The 21460-nt window shown below is 50.7% G+C and carries 18 protein-coding genes; 7 read left to right on the top strand and 11 right to left on the bottom strand.

Features of this window, described 5'->3' with window-relative positions:
* Positions 1-97: 97 nt before the first annotated feature.
* Positions 98-1594, top strand: coding sequence for a TrkH family potassium uptake protein (locus tag FOC66_RS05095; protein WP_050787146.1), 1497 nt, complete (start codon positions 98-100; stop codon positions 1592-1594).
* 54 nt (positions 1595-1648) lie between these two features.
* Here FOC66_RS05095 and galU read toward each other — a convergent pair whose 3' ends face one another.
* The 4 genes from galU to ampD all read right to left on the bottom strand — a co-directional run bounded on the left by galU (position 1649) and on the right by ampD (position 7258).
* Complete coding sequence (galU, locus tag FOC66_RS05090) at positions 1649-2512, bottom strand: UTP--glucose-1-phosphate uridylyltransferase GalU (RefSeq protein WP_003747291.1); 864 nt, start codon at positions 2510-2512, stop codon at positions 1649-1651.
* Positions 2513-2636: 124 nt separating this feature from the next.
* Positions 2637-5105: an NAD-dependent DNA ligase LigA gene (gene ligA / locus FOC66_RS05085; RefSeq protein ID WP_003747289.1), complete on the bottom strand. Its 2469-nt coding sequence runs from the start codon at positions 5103-5105 to the stop codon at positions 2637-2639.
* A gap of 140 nt (positions 5106-5245) precedes the next feature.
* Positions 5246-6514 (bottom strand): cell division protein ZipA C-terminal FtsZ-binding domain-containing protein, encoded by a 1269-nt coding sequence (locus FOC66_RS05080; RefSeq protein ID WP_003747288.1) that lies wholly within the window; start codon positions 6512-6514, stop codon positions 5246-5248.
* A gap of 177 nt (positions 6515-6691) precedes the next feature.
* The gene (ampD, locus tag FOC66_RS05075; RefSeq protein ID WP_003747287.1) at positions 6692-7258 is read right to left on the bottom strand and encodes a 1,6-anhydro-N-acetylmuramyl-L-alanine amidase AmpD; all 567 of its coding nucleotides are present in this window, start codon (positions 7256-7258) and stop codon (positions 6692-6694) included.
* 115 nt (positions 7259-7373) lie between these two features.
* Here ampD and mltG point away from each other — a divergent pair, with 115 nt between their 5' ends.
* The 3 genes from mltG (at position 7374) to FOC66_RS05060 (ending at position 10608) form a co-directional block, all read left to right on the top strand.
* Positions 7374-8369, top strand: a complete 996-nt coding sequence (mltG, locus tag FOC66_RS05070) for an endolytic transglycosylase MltG (protein WP_003747285.1) — start codon at positions 7374-7376, stop codon at positions 8367-8369.
* A gap of 67 nt (positions 8370-8436) precedes the next feature.
* Positions 8437-9063 (top strand): dTMP kinase, encoded by a 627-nt coding sequence (tmk, locus tag FOC66_RS05065; RefSeq protein WP_003747283.1) that lies wholly within the window; start codon positions 8437-8439, stop codon positions 9061-9063.
* 264 nt (positions 9064-9327) lie between these two features.
* Positions 9328-10608: a malic enzyme-like NAD(P)-binding protein gene (locus FOC66_RS05060; protein WP_003747281.1), complete on the top strand. Its 1281-nt coding sequence runs from the start codon at positions 9328-9330 to the stop codon at positions 10606-10608.
* Positions 10609-10909: 301 nt separating this feature from the next.
* Here the strand turns inward: FOC66_RS05060 and FOC66_RS05055 are convergent, their stop codons facing one another.
* From FOC66_RS05055 to FOC66_RS05025, 7 genes are all read right to left on the bottom strand, one after another.
* Positions 10910-12253, bottom strand: a complete 1344-nt coding sequence (locus FOC66_RS05055; protein WP_003747279.1) for an aldehyde dehydrogenase family protein — start codon at positions 12251-12253, stop codon at positions 10910-10912.
* Positions 12254-12333: 80 nt separating this feature from the next.
* Positions 12334-12993 carry a MarC family protein gene (locus tag FOC66_RS05050; protein ID WP_003747277.1) on the bottom strand — a complete coding sequence of 220 codons (660 nt, stop codon included), beginning with the start codon at positions 12991-12993 and terminating at the stop codon, positions 12334-12336.
* Between the two features lies 1 nt (position 12994).
* Entirely contained in the window at positions 12995-14146 is a 1152-nt protein-coding gene (rodA, locus tag FOC66_RS05045) for a rod shape-determining protein RodA (RefSeq protein ID WP_003747275.1), read from the bottom strand.
* Positions 14139-16187: a penicillin-binding protein 2 gene (gene mrdA, locus FOC66_RS05040; protein WP_003747273.1), complete on the bottom strand. Its 2049-nt coding sequence runs from the start codon at positions 16185-16187 to the stop codon at positions 14139-14141. The genes rodA and mrdA overlap by 8 nt, the downstream gene beginning before the upstream one ends.
* 4 nt (positions 16188-16191) lie before the next feature.
* Positions 16192-16692: a rod shape-determining protein MreD gene (gene mreD, locus FOC66_RS05035; RefSeq protein WP_003747271.1), complete on the bottom strand. Its 501-nt coding sequence runs from the start codon at positions 16690-16692 to the stop codon at positions 16192-16194.
* A 4-nt stretch (positions 16693-16696) separates the two neighbouring features.
* Positions 16697-17539 (bottom strand): rod shape-determining protein MreC, encoded by an 843-nt coding sequence (mreC, locus tag FOC66_RS05030; protein ID WP_003747270.1) that lies wholly within the window; start codon positions 17537-17539, stop codon positions 16697-16699.
* A gap of 11 nt (positions 17540-17550) precedes the next feature.
* Entirely contained in the window at positions 17551-18588 is a 1038-nt protein-coding gene (locus tag FOC66_RS05025; protein ID WP_003747269.1) for a rod shape-determining protein, read from the bottom strand.
* 223 nt (positions 18589-18811) lie between these two features.
* Between FOC66_RS05025 and gatC the strand changes: the two genes are divergently transcribed.
* From gatC to FOC66_RS05010, 3 genes are all read left to right on the top strand, one after another.
* Entirely contained in the window at positions 18812-19102 is a 291-nt protein-coding gene (gatC, locus tag FOC66_RS05020) for an Asp-tRNA(Asn)/Glu-tRNA(Gln) amidotransferase subunit GatC (RefSeq protein WP_003685110.1), read from the top strand.
* A gap of 150 nt (positions 19103-19252) precedes the next feature.
* Positions 19253-20701, top strand: coding sequence for an Asp-tRNA(Asn)/Glu-tRNA(Gln) amidotransferase subunit GatA (gatA, locus tag FOC66_RS05015; protein WP_003747267.1), 1449 nt, complete (start codon positions 19253-19255; stop codon positions 20699-20701).
* 97 nt (positions 20702-20798) lie between these two features.
* Positions 20799-21419, top strand: a complete 621-nt coding sequence (locus FOC66_RS05010; RefSeq protein WP_003747265.1) for a trimeric intracellular cation channel family protein — start codon at positions 20799-20801, stop codon at positions 21417-21419.
* Positions 21420-21460: the final 41 nt, after the last annotated feature.

Here is a 21460-nt window from a genome sequence, read left to right as displayed (position 1 = left end):
TTTATCACGGGATTGCGGCATTTTGATAAAATATGCGGTTTCAGACGGCCTTTTTTATGAGGCCGTCTGAAACATTTTGTTTTCTGATGATAGGAATATGATGTATCTGCATAAGGGTTTCAGATTGGGCGGTGCGGTAAGTAAGGTGATGCCGATTGTCCATGTATTGTCCAAGCTGGGGCTGTTGTTTTCATTGCTGTTGGCCGTGCCGACACTGATGTCGTATTTTTATCACGACAGCGCATTTTTCGTATTTGCCTATACGGCGTTGACCGTATTGCTGGTGTCGTGCGTAACTTGGGTACTGACGCTGCGTTTCAACCGTGAATTGCGGCCGCGCGACGGATTTACCCTGGTACTGATGCTGTGGCTGGCTTTTGCTGTCGTGGCGGCGATGCCGATTTATTTCTATATGCCGTCCATGAGTTTTACCGATGCATTTTTTGAAGCGATGTCAGGGCTGACGACGACGGGTGCGACAGTGATTTCCGGCTTGGATACGCTGGCGCCGTCTGTAAACTTTTGGCGGCACATGCTCAACTGGCTCGGCGGCATGGGTATTATCGTGCTGGCTGTGGCGATTTTGCCGATGTTGGGCGTGGGGGGCACGCAGCTTTTCAAAGCCGAAATTCCGGGTATGGATAAAGAAAGCAAGATGGCTCCCCGTATTTCGCAAGTGGCCAAACGGCTATGGTTTGCTTATGCGCTGACAACCGCCGCTGCCTTTGTGTCCTTGCATATTGCCGGCATGGGCTGGTTTGACGCCTTATGCCATGCGATGTCGGCTGTGGCTTTAGGCGGTTTTTCAACGCATGATGACAACGTTGCTTTTTTTGATTCCTTGGCAGTCGAATGGACGTTGATGTTTTTTACTGTCTGGGGCGGTATCAATTTTGCCAGCCATTTTACTGCGCTGGGCAACCGCTCTTGGCGGGTGTATTGGAAGGATGAAGAATGCCGCACCATGCTGCTGGTTTTGTCGGGCAGTATTTTGATTTCGGCATTGTATCTGTGGCAGCAGGACGTGTACCAAAGCCTTGGCGAAGCTTTGCGTTTTGTCAGCTTCAACTTTGTGTCCATCGGATTGGCCAGCGGTTTCTCCAATGCCGATTTTGCACAATGGCCGCTGATTGTGTCGTTGTGGATGTTTTTCCTGTCGAACGTCTTGGCAAGCTCAGGCTCTATGGGCGGCGGTATTAAAAATGTGCGCGCTTTGGTGTTGTTCAAATTCAGCTTGCGCGAGATGTTAATTTTGCTGCACCCGCGTGCGGTTCGTACGGTAAAGGTCAACAACAACTCCATTCCGGATCGTATGGCGCTGACCGTTATGTCGTTCATTTTTATTTACTTTATGACGGTCATCGTATTCAGCTTTTTACTGATGGCCGCAGGCTTGGACTTTTTATCCGCCTTCACGGCAGTCATTGCCTGTATTACCAATGCCGGCCCGGGCTTGGGTGCAGTCGGTCCGTCGCATAATTATGCTGCGCTGAGCGATGTGCAGAAATGGTTGTGTGCGGCAGTGATGCTGTTGGGACGTTTGGAAATTTTTACTGTTTTAATTTTGTTTACTCCGGCATATTGGAAGAAATAAGTGTAGAAAAAGGCCGTCTGAAATTTCAGACGGCCTTTTTATAAATAGCTGAATTTAAGCGTATTGCTTGAGCAATTCTTTAAATTGTTCACCGGTTTCAGGGTGTTTCAGACCGTAAGCCACAGTCGCTTCAAGGTAACCCAATTTGCTGCCGCAGTCATAGCGCTTGCCTTCAAATGCGTGAGCCAAGACAAATTCATGATCAAGCAGGCGGGCGATACCGTCGGTCAGTTGGATTTCACCGCCGGCACCGCGCGGCAGGTTGGTCAACAAGTCAAAAATACGCGGGGTCAGGATGTAGCGGCCGACAACGGCGAGGTTGGAAGGTGCTTCTTCCGGTTTGGGTTTTTCAACGATGTTGATAATACGTTGATAGTTTTTCAGCTGCTCGACTTCGACAATACCGTAAGAACCGGTTTGGGAAGGATCGATGGTTTCAACGCCTAAAACGCTGTTGCCGCTTTGGTTGTACACGTCAACCATTTGTTTTAGCGCACCTTTAGGCGTATCAATCAAATCGTCTGCCAAAATAACGGCAAAAGGCTCGTTACCAACGGCTGCCTGCGCGCACAATACGGCATGACCTAAACCCAATGCTTCGGTTTGACGGATATACATGCAGGTAATGTTGGGAGGCAGAATATCGCGAACGTGCGCCAGTAGTTTGTCTTTTTGACGCAATTCCAATTCGGTTTCCAACTCGTATGCTTTGTCGAAGTGGTCTTCGATGCTGCGTTTGTTACGGCCGGTGATGAATACCATTTCGGTACAGCCGGCTTCAACCGCTTCTTCGACTGCATATTGAATCAGAGGCTTATCCACAATAGGCAGCATTTCTTTGGGGCTGGCTTTGGTTGCAGGCAGGAAACGGGTACCCATACCGGCAACAGGGAAGACGCATTTTTTAATGGGTTTCATATTATTATCCTATTTGATTAAGGGTTATACCCCAAAAGTGTAAAGGTGTAGTCGTATGTAGTGATGATACCACATGATAAAGTATCAGTCGGTTTTAAAAGGTGGATTGATCATGGATACTGTCTTATCCCAGCAACGACAGCAATTCTTCTTCGCTCAATACGGCTATGCCCAGCGTTTGGGCTTTTTCCAATTTACTGCCAGCTGCTTCTCCGGCGACAACGTAGTCGGTTTTTTTGGATACGCTGCCGGAAACTTTACCGCCTGCGGCTTCGATCATAGCTTGGGCCTGGTCGCGTTTGAGCGTGGGTAAAGTCCCTGTCAATACAAAGGTTTTACCTGCTACGGCCTCATTAATGCCGTCTGAAATAGTTTCATCTTGAAGATTAGACAGTGTTTGTGCAAAGAAAGTTTTCATATTTTCAAGCAGGGCTGCGTTTTGCGGTTTGCTTCGCCAGGCTTGCCAATCGGCAGGTAATGCTTTGTCGGTTTGCAGACCTTCTATACTTTGTCCGGCGAGTTCCCACAAGGCCAGTGCTTTGGTTTCGCTGATTTTAAAATCGGGTAGGCGGGCAATCCAGCGTTGCGGCTCGGCATGGCGCAGCGGCGGGATGGTAACAGCCTGGCTTTGCGGGACAACACCTACAGCCAGCAGCTCGTCTATCATCGCCTGCTGCGCTTCTTGGGCAAAAAAGTGGGCGATGGAGTGGGCAACCACCGTGCCGATATCGGGCAGGCAGGCGAGGATAGGTTCGGGTGCATGGCGGACGTGCTCGAGCGTACCGAATGCCTGCGCCAGCGTTTTGGCGGTACGTTCGCCGACGTGACGGATGCCGAGGGCAAAGAGGAAGCGCGCAAGTTCGGGCGTTTTGCTGGCTTCTATGCCTGCAAGGATGTTTTCTGCCCATTTGGTCGGCTGTTTTTTATTGTTTTTGGCAAGCAGAGTATTGCCGGTCTCGCCTTCAAAGTCTCCAATTTCACTGTTTGATGGTTCTTCCTCATTAGCCGATGCTTTGTCCGCCATTTCCTTCATTTTTTGCAGGGTCGGAATATCGAGGCGGTAGAGGTCGGCGAAATGGCGGACGAGGTCTTGGGCGACAAGCTGCTCGATTTGTTTTTGACCGAGTCCGTCGATGTCCATGGCTTTGCGTGAGGCGAAGTGGATTAAACCTTGCGCGCGTTGTGCTTGGCAAAGCATACCGCCGCTGCATCGGGCAACCGCTTCGCCTTCTTCACGTTCGATTTCGCTGCGGCAGATAGGGCAATGGGTGGGCAGGCGGTAGGGTTTGTGCAGCGGTTTGGCTTGGGTTTCAGAAGGTGTTTTGGCAAACAAATCGTCTTGCAGGCCGTCTGAAACGGTAACGTTAGCCTCTTGCATTGGGCGGCGTTCGAAAATCACGCGCACCACCTCGGGAATCACGTCTCCGGCGCGGCGCACGACGACGGTATCGCCAACGCGTACGTCTTTTCGAGACACTTCATCTTGATTGTGCAGCGTAGCATTGGTAACGGTAACGCCGCCGACGAATACAGGTTGCAGGCGGGCGACGGGGGTTACTGCGCCGGTGCGCCCAATTTGTACATCAATGGCTTCGACAATGGTCAATGCTTCTTCGGCAGGGAATTTGTGGGCAATGGCCCAGCGCGGCGCACGGGAGATGAAGCCGAGTTCGCGCTGTTGCGTCAAGCTGTTGACCTTGATCACCATGCCGTCGATTTCGTAGGGCAATGTAGGGCGTTTTTGCTGCATTTGCTCGTAAAACGCCAATACTTTGTCGATATTGGGGAAACAGCCGAAATTACCGTCAGGCAGGCTGAAGCCGAGTTCTTTACAGTAGCTCAGCTCTTGCAGGTGTTCTTCTGCGATAAAACCGCCTTGTTGTCGGGCGATGGAATAGGGAAAGAAATGCAGTTTGCGCTGTGCCGTAATGCGCGAATCGAGTTGGCGCAGACTGCCGGCGGCGGCATTGCGCGGATTGGCGAAAGGTTTTTGTCCGTTTTCAGCCTGTCGTGCGTTTAAGGCGGCAAAATCGGCTTTGAGCATCAGAACTTCGCCGCGAATTTCGATAAGCTCGGGAATATTTTCTCCATGCAGACGCAGGGGGATGTTGGATACGGTTTTGACGTTTTGGGTAACGTCTTCGCCTGTGGTGCCGTCGCCACGGGTTGCCGCTTGAGTCAATACGCCGTCGCGGTACAGCAGGCTGATGGCCAGACCGTCAAATTTAGGTTCGATAACGTATTCCGGTTTTTCTCCGTTTAATCCGCCACGAACGCGCTCATCGAAAGCATACATTTCGGCATGGTCGAACACGCCGTTTTCATCTTGTGGCGAGAAGGCGTTGGTCAGCGACAGCATCGGTACTTCGTGGCGTACTTCGGCAAAGCCTGACAAAGGCTCGCCACCGACACGTTGGGTCGGGCTGTCGGGCAGTTTGAGCTCGGGATGGTTTCGCTCCAATGCTTCAAGCTCGCGGAACAATTTGTCGTATTCGGCATCGGGTACGCTGGGCGCGTCTAGGGTGTAGTATTCATAGGCGTAGCGGTTGAGGAGGTCGGTCAGGTATTTGATACGTTGTGCGGTCAGATTCATTGTGTAATCGGAATAGAGTTTTCAGACGGCCTGATGATAGAGAGGCCGTCTGAAAATCGATGAATATTGAAGATGAAGTGATTTTACCTGAAAAAAGCGGATATGCCGTCATTGCATATCCGCTTTTTGATTGGGGAAATTTAGGAGAACAGGCGCAGGGCTTGTTTGCTGCCGGGTTTGAGGCCGACTTTAAGCATTTCTTCCTGACGGGCCAAAACGTAGTTGCGTACGTCTTTGAGCCATTGGGTGGAAACTTCTTCCATTTGGTCGTTAACCAAATCCAAGCTGAGTTGGCCGGAAAGTTTGACTGCCAAGTCCATGAATTTGTCGAAAGTTTTTTCGCCGGCCGGAACGTGCGGAATATCCAGCAACATGCTGAAGCCACGGTAGGCTTGGTTGTCCAGCAAAGGATTGGTAAACGGTTTGTTGTCCAAAGTATGGATGGAGAACAATTGAGGATTGTTGTTGTCGCCGAAGTGGAACGCGCCGTCTTCACCCAATTTGAAACCGGTTTCTTCCACGGCGGCACGCAATTCTACGCCGCTGATGTTGGAATGGGAAACCAAGTGAATGGCGATGGTTTGGTCAACACGCGCACAGAATTGGTCGAGGGCTTGTGCGACTTCGGTGAACGCGTCCAAGTCGGTATGCAAAACTTTGCCGTCCATCAGTTGGGCAAAAGCATCAACCTGTTGGTCGAAGTGTTGCAGCTCTTCACGCGCGGCCAAACCGTTGCGGCTGACAGCTTGCAGGCCCATGACGAAGCCTTGGTAGTAAACGCCCGGAATCGGCTCGGCAACGCGGAAATGGTCGTCCATGGTGCAACCGATGATTTGGAAGCGGTGGGTAGCGGAAAGGCGCGGCAGGGCATGCAATTCTTGGGCTTGCTTCAGGGAGATGTAGGCCATGTAGTCGAAGCGCGGGTCAAACCAAGGCAGCTCGACTTGAGACAATTCGTCCAGGCTGATCAATGGTACTTGTGCCACAGGCTCGGCTGTGGTTTCTACCGGAGTGGAAGCGGCTTCGGCAGGATTTATGGTAATTTCGTTGTTCAAACCGATAACGGTGTGTTGGACTTTTTCTTCTGCGGAGAAGTCGTCTTCCACAGTCAGCTCGACATCGGTTTTCAGTTGGGCAGGGTGGGCCAGTTTGGCTTTGGCCGCGTAGATTTCATCTTGTTCCTGCAGGTTGCGCAATGCCTCTTCGTTTTTTTTGTTTTTCTTGATAAACAAACCTTGGCCGCCGGTTTCTTTGCTGTCGCGGACGTGTTTGGTTTTGCTGGTCAAAAGTGCATCCTTATCGGAATGGCCGAATTGTTCGCGCACTTGTTTGCGGTATTGGTTTTCCTGGTACATGTTGTAACCGATGACCGCCAAAAGGGCGGCGAGGGCTAAGACGATGAAAATCATGGAGTAATCACTTTTTAAAAAGGCAGCATTCCGTCTTTTTCAGGGTGCGGAATCTTGCTGCGCGGGCAGTTCGTTGGAGCCGGACTTTATGCGTCCGAATGAATAGCTGAATTATAACGAAAATAAACGGTTGTGACAGCATTATGTCTGCCAATCAGTGTTCAGGCCGTCTGAAAGTTATCCGCGCCGGACGGGAAAACCTGCTTTTTGAAAGCGATGCCAATCGAAGAAATGTCCGGGATCGGTTTTCCTGTCCGGAGCGATGTCCTGATGACCGGTAACGGCCTGAATCGGGTAATGTTCGGAAATAGCGGTCAACAAGGCTTGCAGGCTGGTGTATTGTGCTTCGGTAAAAGGCTCGAAATCGCAGCCTTCCAATTCGATACCGATGGAAAAGGCATTGCATTTTTCTCTGCCTTGAAAAGACGATACGCCGGCATGATAGGCCATGTCGTCGCAGGAAACGAATTGGACGGTTTCGCCTTTACGGCTGATGAAAAAATGGCTGGAGACGCGCAAGGTGTGGATGATGCTGAAAAAAGGATGCTCGTCAGGGTTGATTTGGTTGGTAAACAATTTTTCCACTGCCCCTGTGTTGTACTCAAAAGGAGGGAGGGAAATATTGTGGAGGACAACCAAAGAGACGTCTTTATCCGGTTCGCGCGGGCTGAAATTGGGCGAATGAGTTTGGCGTGCATTCAGCCAACGGCCGTTTTGCCAAGTGTTTTTTGAAGGAGAATTCATGGTTTCAGACGGCCTTTCGGGATAGGAAAACTTACGTTGGGGAATGCGGCAGGCTTAATATGCTTGTTTTCGGTTATACTGTCGCCCGACACGTTCACAAACCAAGAATCCTACCATGTTGAAAAAATTGTTGAAATGGCTGGCCGTATTTTTGACGGCATTTGCCGCCGTGGTTGCCGCATTGTTGTTTGTTCCGAAAAACAACGGCAAACCATACCGTATTACCGTTGCTAAGAATCAAGGTATCTCTTCCGTCAGTCGCAAGCTGGCTCAAGACGGCATCGTTTATAACCGTTATGTGCTGGTAGCCGCCGCATATGTGATGGGTGTGCACAACCAACTCAATGCCGGCTCTTACCGCCTGTCTGCCAAAGTATCGGCTTGGGACATTTTAAAACGCATTAAAAAAGGCCGCCCTGATTCGGTCAGCGTGCAAATTTTGGAAGGCGCGCGTTTTGCCCAGATGCGCCGTATTATCGACAATACTGCCGACATTGCCCACGATACGCGCGGCTGGAGCGATGAAAAACTGATGGCCGAAGTGGCACCCGACGCCTTGAGCAGCAATCCCGAAGGACAGTTTTTCCCGGATAGTTACGAAATTGATGCCGGCGGCAGCGATCTTCAAATTTATAAAATCGCCTACCGCAAAATGCGGGAAAACCTGCAAGAAGCATGGGACGACCGTCAAAGCGGCCTGCCTTATAAAAATCCGTACGAAATGCTGATTATGGCGAGTCTGATTGAAAAAGAAACCGCGCACGAAGACGACCGCGCCCATGTGGCCGCCGTATTCGTCAACCGCCTGAATATCGGCATGCGCCTGCAAACCGACCCGACTGTCATCTATGGCATGGGCGATGCGTATAAAGGCAGAATCCGCAAAGCCGACCTGCAACGCGATACGCCTTACAATACTTATACGCGCAGCGGTTTGACGCCGACGCCGATTGCGCTTCCCGGCAAGGCCGCGCTTGAGGCGGCGGGTCATCCGTCTAATGAAAAATATCTGTATTTCGTCTCAAAAATGGATGGTACGGGCCTGAGCGAGTTCAGCCACAATCTTTCTGAACACAACGCCGCCGTACGCAAATATATTTTGAAGAAATAAACCGAATAGGCCGTCTGAAACATTTATAATCCCAGTTTCAGACGGCCTTTAGATTAACGATATCCATATGAAACCCAGATTTATTACCCTTGACGGCATAGACGGCGCAGGCAAATCCACCAACCTCGCCGTAATGAAAGCATGGTTTGAGAAACACAAACTGCCCGTATTGTTTACGCGCGAACCGGGAGGCACGCCTGCCGGAGAAGCATTGCGCGAAATCCTGCTCAACCCTGCCACCCAAGTCAGCCTGCGCACCGAAACCCTGTTGATGTTTGCCGCCAGACAGCAACACTTGGAAACCGTCATTCTGCCTGCCCTGAAAAACGGCACGCATGTCGTTTCCGACCGCTTTACCGATGCAACGTTTGCCTATCAAGGCGGCGGGCGCGGCGTTCCCTTGCAGGATATTGCCACGCTCGAGCATTGGGTGCAGGGTGATTTCCGTCCCGATTTGACCTTGCTGTTGGATGTGCCTTTGGAAGTATCGATGGCGCGCATCAACCAAACGCGCGAGAAAGACCGCTTCGAGCAAGAGGCAGCCGAGTTTTTTAATCGGGTGCGGGAAGTGTATTTGCAACGTGCTGCCAAACAGCCGGAACGATACGCCGTCATCGACAGCGGCCAAAGTTTGGACGCAGTCAAAACCCAGATTGAAACCGCACTGGACAGCCATTTCGGATTGAATGTTTAAGTTTAAATAAAATGCCGTCTGAAAGAAGACTGATGTATCGAAGAAATATTATTACAGAAGTTTTCAGACATAAAACCAAATAAAATGAAACATCAAAACAAATGTAATAAATATCGGTATGCGCCACCAAAAGAACATGATAAAATTACGGCCTCTTACAAAGCCGGACTGTTAACAAACCGACTTTAGAAGTTTAAATGTCTGGAGCAGCCCGTTTCAGACTTGTTCGCTGTAAAATCTCTCTCTCGCAAACAGGATCGACAAATGGAAAATTCATTAAAAGAAGCCGCCCTGCAGTTCCACGAATTCCCCGTGCCGGGCAAAATCTCCGTTACCCCAACCAAATCTCTGGCTACTTCTAAAGACTTGGCGTTGGCGTACTCTCCGGGCGTAGCCGCTCCTTGTATGGAAATCCATGCCGATCCGCAAAATGCCTACAAATACACCGCCAAAGGCAATTTGGTTGCCGTGATTTCCAACGGTACCGCAGTGTTGGGTTTGGGCAACATCGGTGCATTGGCCGGCAAACCTGTTATGGAAGGCAAAGGCGTATTGTTCAAAAAATTCGCCGGCGTTGACGTGTTTGACATCGAAATCGATGAAAAAGACCCGCAAAAACTGGTGGACATCATCGCTTCTTTGGAACCGACTTTCGGCGGTATCAACCTTGAAGACATTAAAGCGCCCGAGTGCTTCTACATCGAACGCGAATTGCGCAAACGCTGCAAAATCCCCGTATTCCACGACGACCAACACGGTACCGCCATCATCACCGCCGCCGCTGTGTTGAACGCTTTGCGTTATACCGGCCGTAAAATCGAAGAAGCGACTTTGGTGTGTTCCGGCGCAGGTGCGGCCGCGATTGCCTGCTTGAACCAATTGCTGGATTTGGGTTTGAAACGCGAAAACGTGACCGTTTGCGACTCCAAAGGCGTGATTTACAAAACCCGCGAAGACAAAGACCGTATGGACGAGTCCAAACAGTTCTACGCCATTGAAGACAACGGCCAACGCGTATTGGCCGATGCCGTTAAAGGTAAAGACATCTTCTTGGGTCTGTCCGGCGCAAACCTGCTGACGCCTGAAATGCTGAACACCATGAATGAAAAACCAATCGTGTTCGCCATGGCAAACCCGAATCCGGAAATCCTGCCTCCATTGGCAAAAGAAACCCGTCCGGATGTGGTCATCGGTACCGGCCGTTCAGACTTCCCGAACCAAGTGAACAACGTATTGTGCTTCCCATTCATCTTCCGTGGCGCATTGGATGTCGGCGCGACCACCATCAACGAAGAAATGAAACGCGCCTGCGTGTATGCTTTGGCTGATTTGGCGATGGAAGAGGTAACTGAAGAAGTGGTTGCCGCTTACGGTAAGAAATTTGAATTCGGTGCGGAATACCTGATTCCTACCCCATTCGATTCCCGCCTGTTGCCTCGCGTTGCTACGGCTACTGCTAAAGCAGCGATGGAAAGCGGCGTGGCTACCCGTCCAATCGCCGATTTGGATGCGTATGCTGCTAAACTGGCCGGTTTGAAATTGTAATCCGATAAGTAGTATTTGATTGAAAATGCCGTCTGAAAGTTGTATTTCAGACGGCATTTTTGTTTATTGGGTATTTTATAAAGAGCTTAATGAAACGGTTGGAATGATGAACATGGTAAGCTGCCGATTCAAAATGGGCATGGAAATATGAATTGCTTTCTAAGATAGGTTGCTTATTTTTGAGCTGCTTTGATTTTGCAGAATTGGTATGGGTTTTAAATACAACATTTTTGCCAGTCTTTAAAAAAACATCAGGCCGTCTGAAATTGGGTTTTCATACGGCCTGAGTGAATGAAACAGTTTATTTTTGCCAATAGGTTTTGACGTTGACGAATTCGTACAGTCCGAATTCGGATAGCTCCCGTCCGTAGCCTGAAGCTTTGACGCCGCCAAAGGGGAGGCGCAAGTCGCTGCTGGTGTGGCGGTTGATAAAGACAGAGCCTGCTTGGATTTTTTCGGCGTATTTCCATGCATTTGCCGTGTCGGCTGTGTAGATACAGGCGCCGAGGCCGAAAGGTGTGTCATTGGCAAGCGCGACGGCGTGCTCCGGATTGTCGGCGCGTAAGATCATGGCAACCGGGCCGAAGACTTCTTCATGCCAAACGCGGCAGTTTGGATTGACTTGATCCAAGACGGTAGCCGGGTAAAACCAGCTTTTTCCATCAGGAATATAGCCGCCGCTCAAGCATTGCGCGCCGTGTGCAACCGCATCTTGAACCTGTTCGTGCACGTTTTGGCGCAGGTCTTGGCGGTGAAGCGGGGCAAGGGTGGTGTTTGGGTCTTTAGGATTGCCGGTTTGCAGTTTGGCGCACTCGGCAAGGAAGAGCGGGATAAATTGTTCGGCAATATTTTGGGTAACAATGATGCGTTTGGCGGCGTTGCAGGATTGTCCGGCATCGCGGAAGCGTGAATAGCAGGCGTCGATGGCTGCGCGTTGGAGATCGGCATCGGGCAGGATGATAAACGGATTGCTGCCGCCCAGTTCAAGGACGGTTTTTTTCAGATGTTTGCCTGCATGTGCGGCCAGCAGGCGGCCGGTATGGGTCGAACCGGTGAATGCCATGGCATCGGTATCTTCGATGGCTTTAAGCGTGTCTTCATGACTTAACCATGCGCCGATAAGCGGCAAACCTTTGGGGACGAGGCTGAAGAGGGTTTCGCTGACGCGGGCAACACTGGGCGCAGGTTTGACCGCGCAGGCATTGCCGGCGCACAGGGCAGGGATGGCAAATCGTAAAATCTGCCAAACAGGATAGTTCCACGGCATGACTGCCAAAACAACGCCCAAAGGCTCGAAGCGGACTTGGCTGAGGCTGGCTTGGGTGGCGATGGTTTTATGGGAGAGCAGTTCGGGCGCGAGGCGGACGTAGTAGCGGATAAGCTCGATGGATTTGCTGATTTCGGCGCGGCATTCATGCAGGCAGCGGCCAACTTCTTCGCAAACCATTTCGGCGAGGCGTTCTTGGTTTTGGGTGAGGCTGTCGGCAAATTGCTGTAAGAGGGCGGTGCGCTCGATAATGCTTGATTGTGCGAAGGTTTGCTGAAGGGTTTGGAGGCGGTTTAATTCGTCGGTAAATTCGGTGTAGCTTTGTGCCGGTCGTCGGTAAATAGTTTCTCCGGTAAAGACATGGGTGCTGTGAAACATGGTTGGGCTCCTTTGTTTTTATGTTTTTATGAGGCCGTCTGAAAATGTTTCAGACGGCCTTTTATTGTGATAATTGTACTTCAAGCGACCAGTTGGGGAAAAATAGATTTTAATCCGGCAACAATAATCTCTACGGAAATGGCGGCAAGCATCATGCCCATAATGCGGTTGAGGATGGTCAGGCCGGTCGTGCCCAAGCGTTTGCTGATGCGTCCGGCAACGATCAGGATGAGATAGCAAATCAGGCTGACCAGAAAGCCGGAGATGATAATCAGGGCAATATCGCTGTAATTTTTGGCGGCAGAGGAGTAAATGATGACGGTAGAAATACCGCCGGGGCCGATGGTAATCGGAATGGCAATGGGGACGACGGCAATGGCTTTTTCATTGCGGCGGACTTGTTGCACACTTTGATGTTCTTCTGAATGGGGATCAATTTTTGGTTTGGCAGGATTATCGTTGCCGTTCATTAAGGAGATGGCAATCAGTAAAACCAAAATGCCGCCGCCGACTTGGAAAGAGCCCACGCTGATGCCGAGTACTTTCAATAAGATACCGCCGCTCAGTGCAAAGACGACAATCACGATGAAAACGGCCAGTGCGGCAGTACGCGCAATTCTGCGTTTTTCTTTGGTGCTGTGGTCTTGCGTCAGGTCAAGATAAATCGAGAGTGCGCTGAAGGGGTTGATCAGTACAAGAAGTGCAACGAGAAGTTTGCCGATTTCTACACCTAATTCCATATTATTCCTTGCTTTCAGTCAGATCGTCGTTGTCCATATTGCGACGGCGGAGGTTTTTATGTTCGTTGGCGATACCCATCAACAGGGCCAGCACCACCATGATGGAAAGCGTAGCCGTACCGCCGTAGCTGACCAGGGGAAGGGGGACGCCGACAACGGGCAAAATACCGCTGACCATGCCCATGTTTACAAAGGCGTAGCAGAAGAAGGTCATGGTCAATGCGCCTGCCAAAGTACGGCTGTAAAGGGATTGCGCTTGTGCGGCAATCCACAATCCGCGTGCCAAAATGATAAGGTAAACCAGCAGCAAAAGGATATTGCCGATCAGGCCGAACTCTTCGCCGAATACTGCGAAAATAAAGTCAGTCGTTGATTCGGGAATATAGTCCAAATGGGTTTGCGTGCCGTTGAGCCAGCCCTTACCCCATACGCCGCCCGAGCCAATGGCAATCATGGATTGGATGATGTGGTAGCCCGCGCCTAACGGGTCTTTGGTTGGGTTGAGCAAGGTAAGGACGCGGGTTTTCTGGTAGTCATGCATGCCGTAGTTCCACAAGAGCGGCAGGGCGGCCACAAAGGCAATAATAGCGGCAAAAATGGCTTTCCAGGGCAATCCGGCAAAAAAGATGACAAAAATGCCCGAAGCCATAATCAGCGCGGCTGTACCGAGGTCGGGCTGTTTCAAAATCAGGGCAACAGGAACAAGAATCAGCACGAGGGCGACAATATAATGTATCCATTTCAGACGGCCTTCATAGCGTTGGAAATACCACGCGACAGTCATGGGAATACCGATTTTCATGATTTCGGAAGGTTGGATACGGGTAAAACCTAGGCTCAGCCAACGGGTCGAACCGTTGACGGTAACGCCGGCAACTTCGACGCCAATCAGCAGTAATACGCCGACGATATAAACAGGCAGGGCAACTTTGGCGGCCGTTTGCGGCTTGAATACGGCGATAATCCATAACAGGGCAAAGCCCAAAACGGTATGGATGGTTTTGTTTTCCAATTGGCCGAACTCTTGCCCGTCTGCAGAATAGAGCAAAAACAGGCTCATGATGTAGATGGCGAGCATGGCAAAAAACAGCCACGGGTCAATCGGGGCTGCGATGGTGGATTTGAACGTTTTCCACGCTGATGTGTTATTCATGATGAACCTCCGGCTGTGGGGCAGGGCTTGTCGGGGTCAGTCCGTAGGCGGATTGGAAAATGCTGGTGATAGGCTGATGTTTATCAGTTTTTTCAGTTTTGGCCGAATCTGTTTCGAGGCCGTCTGAAAACTGTTGCGGCTTGACGTGAAGCATATAAAAATCAGTCATTTCACGGGCCAATGGCGCGGCATACGCACCCCAGCCGCCGTTTTCCAAAATAACGGCAATGGCGATTTCAGGTTTTTCCAATGGCGCAAACGAGATAAACCATGCGTGGTCGCGGTGTTGTTCGCGTAGGGCTGCGGCATTGTAGCGGCCACCCTGTTTGATTTGTACGACCTGGGCCGTACCGGTTTTTCCGCCCATTGTGTAAGCAAGTCCGCCGCCGATACGGTGTGCCGTACCGCCCGGTTTTAATACCTTCTCCATGGCGCGTTTGACGTATTCGAAGTTGTCGGCTTTAAACGGAATTTGACGTTCGGGATTAGGATTGATGCGGGTAATTTTACGCGCACCGAAATCCAATATTTCTTTGACCAAATGCGGCTGATGGACAACACCGTTGTTGGCCAGAGATGCTGTCGCATGTGCCATTTGCAAAGGCGTGTAGGCATTGTAGCCTTGGCCGATACTGACGGAAACCATCTCGCCGGCGCGCCATTCTTTGGCAGTCGGGTCGGAAGATTTGGCAAAGCGTTTGGCTTTCCATTCGCGGCTGGGCAAAACGCCTGTGTATTCGCTAGGCAGGTCAATACCGGTTTTTTGGCCGAAACCGAATTGCGCCAGATACGGAGAGGCTTTATCGATACCCATTTCGTAACCCAAACGGTAGAAGAAGGTATCTGAGGATACTTGAATGGCTTTGCTCAAGTTGGCCGAGCCGTGACCGCTGCGGACGGAGTCGCGGAAGATATGGCGGCTGCCGGGTATGCTCCATGCGCCGGGAGCGGGGACGATGGTGTTTTGAGTGATTTTGCCGCTTTCCAACAAGGCCATGCCCATAAAGGGTTTGAATGTAGAACCTGGAGGATAAAGGCCTTGGGTAACGCGGTTGATCAAAGGCTTTTTCCAATCGTCATTCAGCATTTTCCAAGTGTCGCTGTCGATGCCATCAATAAAGAGGTTGGGATCGAAGGAAGGTTTGGAAACAAATGCCAAAACAGTACCGTCTTGCGGATTGATAGCCACCAATGCGCCACGGCGGTCGCCCAAGATTCGGTCGGCTTCCTGCTGCATACGGATATCCATCCCTAGGCGTAAGGTTTGCCCCATTTTGGACGGGACATTTTTCAATACACGGACGATGTTGCCATAAGCGTCTTTTTCGACTTCTTGATAGCCTGGAATGCCATGAAGCTGGTGTTCGTAATATTTTTCCAAGCCGGATTTGCCGATATGCGTACTGCCGCGATAGAGGGCGGTCAGGCCTTCTTCTTCCAGCATTTCTTTGTCTTTATCGCTTATACGGCCGATATAGCCTAAGAAATGGGAGGTCAGCTTACCGTAAGGATATTCGCGGAATGTGCGTGAGTTGACCTCTACGCCTTTGAATTCGCGCAGATGCACGGACAAACGCGCAGCCTCTTCATCGGTCAGTCTGAGTTTGAGTGGGATATTTTCAAATTTTCTATAGCTTTCGCGGTATTTTTTGAAGCGTTTTAAATCTGTCGGCGTAATATCGACGTATTTTCTCAATGCTTCAATGACATCTTCCATCTTGCCTTCGATGCGGCTGGGAATAACTTCAAGCGAAAAGACAGGATAGTTTTTGGCCAAAGGAACGCCGTTGATATCGACGATTTCGCCGCGTACGGGCGGCGTTGGAATCAGGGTGATGCGGTTGCTCGATGCCTGACCGGAAAACTCATTGTGTTGGGTTACTTGTAAGTAAAAGAACCGCGTCAGCAAGATGGAAAAGAAGATGACAATCAGGATAAAAGCAACGAGCAGGCGCAATAGGGCGTCGGCTTGTGCTGCCTGAGCGGAAGGTTTTTTGGTATGTTGACCACCGGAAAGACGGCGTGGAAGAATCGGTTTCATCTTTTCAGTGCGCGCGGTAAATACGGGTCACAATCAGCATCAGCTGGCTGAGTATCGGCCAAAGCAATGCGCCGACAAATGGGGCAACAAAGCCTTGCAAAGTGATGACCTGATGATTGAGGAACAGACGGGCAGCAGTTAAAACGGCCTGATTGAGCAACAACGCAGCCAAGACAGCGGCCAATTGCATAATGTGGCCGTACAGCATGATTTGGCGGCGTCGGTTTAAGATGAAATAAGTCATCACGACGTAAGACAGGGCGTGCAAACCCAAAGTCGCGGCGGTTGCGGCATCGACAATCAGACCGATGGCAAAAGCTAGTCCCATGCCTGCGCGTTGCGGTTGATGCAATGTCCAATACAGCAACATCAGTGCCGTCATTTCAGGCAGCCAGAAGAATCCGTCAAAGGAAAACGGCATAAAGTCCAGTATCATCATCACGATGAGACTGGCCGCCATGATGTGCAGCGGTACTGCACGGTAAGAATCGTCAAAATCGTTCATGAAATCAGCGTGGGGAAGAAGGGGCGGAAGAAAGTACCAAGACAAAACGGCTGCTGCGTAAAGCGGCCAAAGGCGTCAGTTGCGTATCGTAATAAGGCGTTCCCGATGCGCGGACAACCTTGCTGACGGTTGCAACGGGAATCCCCGCGGGATAAGTACCGTCCAAACCGGAAGTCAGCAGGACATCGCCGGGTTTCAAGTCTGAGCCGGTTGGGAAATAGCGTAAATCCAAACTGCTGCCATTACCGTATGCCAAATTGCGTTCACCGGTGCGGCTGACGGCGACGGGGACAATGCTTTGTCCGCTTGAGATCAGCTCAATTTCCGCGCTTTGTGTATGGACTTGTGTCAACAGGCCGATCAAACCGCTTTGATCGATGACCGCATCGCCAACTTTCAAGCCGTCTTGACTGCCTTTGCCGATAATCAGTCTTTCGGAAAGCGGATCTTTGCCATTGGAAATGACTTCCGCGCCGATAACATTGTGGATGCCTTTTTGTTGCAAACCGTACAGTTTTTTCAATTCGCGCAATTCATCGGTATTGACTTTATCCCGCTGCAAATCGATTTTCAGACGGCCATTTTCTTCCAAAAGCTGGCGGTTTTGTTCCAAAAGCTCGGATTTGGACTGGGAGAGGTCGGCAAAATATTGATAAAGTTGAACAGGTTGATTGGCCAGCCATTGAGCAGGATAGAGCATGGGCATTACTGCCGCGCGCACAGGCTGCATCAATGAAAAGCGATAATCTGCCACCATCAGGCCGGCCGCCAGGGCGATATAAACGACAAAACGAGGCAACAGCTTAGGGCCTTTTGCCTCGTCAAAGCGCAAAGAAGAGCGTTCCATAGCCATCTACCTTATGGGTTTTCCGTAAACACGGTATCCCATTTGCCGATATAGTCCAAAGCCTTACCGGCACCATAGGCGACGCAGTTCAGAGGCTGGTCGGCGATGCCGACGGGCAGGCCGGTTGCATCGGCCAAGACGGTATCGATACCGTGCAGAAGCGCACCGCCGCCGGTCAGCATAATGCCGCGGTCGGCGATGTCGCCGGCCAGTTCGGGCGGAGCTTGTTCCAAAGCCAGACGGACGGCGCGAATGATTTGATTTACCGTTTCACTCAATGCTTCACGGATTTCATTCGACGTAACCGCCAAGGATTTAGGCGTACCTTCGGCCAGGTCGCGGCCTTTAATGCGCATGGCTGTTTCGGTTTCAAAACCAGAGGCCGAGCCGATTTGTTTCTTCAATTCCTCTGCCGTCGCTTCGCCGATCAAGACGCCGCGATGGCGGCGCAGGTAATGGATGATGCTTTTGTCGAACTCGTCGCCGGCTGCGCGGACAGAAGCAGAATAGGCCATACCGCCCAGTGAAAGGATACCGATTTCAGTCGTACCGCCGCCAATATCGACAATCATCGAACCTGCCGCATCTTCAATCGGCAAACCTGCGCCCAAAGCGGCGGCCATCGGTTCTTCAATCAAATGCACGCTTGCCGCGCCGGCGGCAAATGCAGAATCCAAAATCGCTTTACGTTCCACTTGGGTAGAGCCGCCCGGAACACAGATAACCACACGGGGCGGAACCAAAGACCGTCCTTCGGTGGCTTTTTTAATCAACATACCCAGCATACGCTCGGTAATCACAAAATCGGCAATCACGCCGTCTTTCATCGGACGGACGATTTCAATATTGCGCGGCGCACGGCCCTGCATTTTTTTAGCTTCCGTACCCACGGCCATGATTTTACTTTTATTGCCTGCGCCGGATTGAATCGCAACCATGGACGGCTCATCCAAAACAATCCCTTTGCCGCGTACAAAAATCAGCGTGTTGGCCGTGCCCAAGTCGATGGCAATATCATTAGAGAGGAAACGAGATAAAAGACGAAACATAGGATACCTGAAATTCCGGCCCAGCCCGGATGTGTTTAGCGTTATTTAAAATAAGAAAAACAGGTACACGGTTTAAGACGGATAAATGCACCCTGAAAAGGCCGTCTGAATCAAAACACCATGCCAACCTGTTTGGTTTTCGGTTATAATTCTTCGCTTCATAGAAGACGAAATGCAATGATACCCCAACCCAAGGTGCATTGCTATCAGACAAGGATTTTTTATGGCTTTAAGCTTAAATGATGTGGAAAAAATCGCAAAACTCTCGCGCCTCACTTTAACGGACGAAGAAAAAAACAAAACGCTTGCCGAGTTGAACGACATTTTCGCCATGGTTGAAAACATGCAAAGCGTCAATACCGACGGCATCGAACCCATGGCGCATCCGCACGAAGCCGCTTTGCGCCTGCGCGAAGATAAAGTAACTGAAACCGATCATGCTGCGGAATATCAAGCTGTTGCCCCCGAAGTGCGCAACCGCCTGTATATCGTTCCTCAAGTAATTGAAGAATAAGGTTTCAGACGGCCTTTGCTTATCGGCAAGCCCCTATTGCAAGGCCGTCTGAAAGGATACTTTGTTCAGACGGCCCGATTTATTGATTTAAACGGATGTTTTCAATATCTGTTTTGAAAGCGAAAACTGTTTTATAGAAAGTACGGCACAATGACCGCTTACACGCTCAAACAAGCCAGCAGCCTGCTGCAATCCAAACAAATTTCCGCAGTCGAATTGGCGACCGAATATTTGGCCGCTATTGCTGCGAAAAACCCCGCCATCAACGGCTACGTTACCATCGATCAAGATAAGACCCTTGCTGAAGCCAAAGCAGCCGATGCGCGTATCGCGGCCGGTAATGCGACCGCTTTGACCGGTGTGCCGGTTGCTTACAAAGATATTTTCTGCCAAACAGGTTGGCGCAGTGCATGCAGTTCCAAAATGTTGGATAACTTTGTGTCTCCTTATACTGCCACTGTGGTGCAAAACCTGTTGGATGCCGGCATGGTTACTCTCGGCCGTACCAATATGGACGAATTTGCCATGGGCTCAACCAATGAGACTTCGTTCTACGGTGCAACCAAAAACCCATGGAATCTTGAACATGTTCCCGGCGGTTCGTCGGGCGGTTCGGCTGCCGTGATTGCGGCGCGTTTGGCACCGGCTGCATTGGGTTCGGATACCGGCGGTTCCATCCGTCAGCCTGCATCGCATTGCGGTATTACCGGTATTAAGCCGACATACGGTACGGTTTCACGCTTCGGTATGGTTGCCTATGCTTCCAGCTTCGACCAAGCCGGCCCTATGGCGCAAACGGCCGAAGACTGTGCGATTTTGTTGAACGCCATGGCCAGCTTTGACGAGCGTGATTCCACCAGTTTGGAACGCGACAAAGAAGATTACACCCGTGATTTGGACAAGCCGCTCAAAGGGTTGAAAATCGGTTTGCCTAAAGAATATTTCGGCGAAGGCGCGGATGCCGATGTTCAGACGGCCTTGCAAAACGTGATTGATTTGCTTAAAGCCCAAGGCGCTGAGACTGTTGAAGTTTCGTTGCCGCAAACTTCATTGTCGATTCCCGCTTATTATGTTCTCGCTTCCGCTGAAGCAAGTACCAACTTGTCCCGTTTTGACGGCGTACGTTATGGCCATCGTGCAGCACAATTCGGCGATTTGGAAGAAATGTACAGCAACACCCGTGCCAAAGGTTTCGGCAGCGAGGTCAAACGCCGTATCATGATCGGTACTTATGTATTGAGCCATGGTTACTACGATGCTTATTATCTGAAAGCGCAAAAATTGCGCCGTCTGGTTGCCAATGATTTTCAGACGGCCTTTGGTCAATGTGATTTCATTTTGGCACCGACCGCACCGACTGCCGCGCCGAAACTTGGCAGCGACATCCACGACCCTGTGCAAATGTACTTGTCCGATATTTACACCATCGCCGTGAACCTTGCCGGTTTGCCTGCGCTGACCCTGCCTGCCGGTTTCAGCGCAAACGGTCTGCCGATTGGTGTGCAATTTATCGGTAACTATTTCTCTGAAGCCAAAATTCTGGGCGCCGCACATCAAGTTCAACTGAACAGCGATTGGCATACTAAAGCACCGGAATAATGTTTTAGGGCCTTGATGATTCAAGGCCGTCTGAAAATAAACCATATAAAAGCGCCTGAATGTATTGAGGTGCTGCATATTGTAGATATTTAAAAACATGACAGCCACCGACTTCATCCAAATCATTGGGACAGCCGCATTTGCTATTTCCGGCTATTTGGTCGGCTACAACAAGCGATTGGATGTACTCGGTGTCGTCATTACCGCGTTACTGACGGCTGTCGGCGGCGGCATGATACGCGACGGCTTGGTCGGCCGGATTCCGCAGGTGTTTTTGCAAACCGATGCGCTGATTGTTGTGTTTGCCACACTGGCCATTGCATGGTTGGTAAGGGTGCAACGCTATCGCAGCACCTACTTGGCCGCTGCCTTTATTATTGCCGATGCCGTCGGTCTGGCTGCGTTCAGTATTACCGGCGCACAAATCGGTATGGCTTTGCAGCTTAATCTGTTCGGCGTTATTTCTTTGGCTTTTGTGACTGCCGTTGGCGGCGGTATTGCACGCGATATTTTGGTCAATGACGTGCCGATGATTTTGCGTACCGACCTTTACGGCAGCGTGGCCATTTTGATTGGCGGGCTGATTTATCTGTTCGGGCGTTTGGGCTGGATTAATATTTTTACGTTAAACCTGCTCTTTGCCGGCGGATTGTTGTTTCGCCTGACTGCATACCGTTTCCATTGGCAACTGCCCGGTTTCCAACGCCGCAGGAAATAAACTTATCTTGCAGACGTCCTGTTATGTTTTTTATTCAGGCC

The sequence above is a fragment of the Neisseria mucosa genome, assembly GCF_013267835.1.
Classification (GTDB): Bacteria; Pseudomonadota; Gammaproteobacteria; order Burkholderiales; family Neisseriaceae; genus Neisseria.
This window is presented reverse-complemented; position numbering and strand designations above follow the sequence as displayed.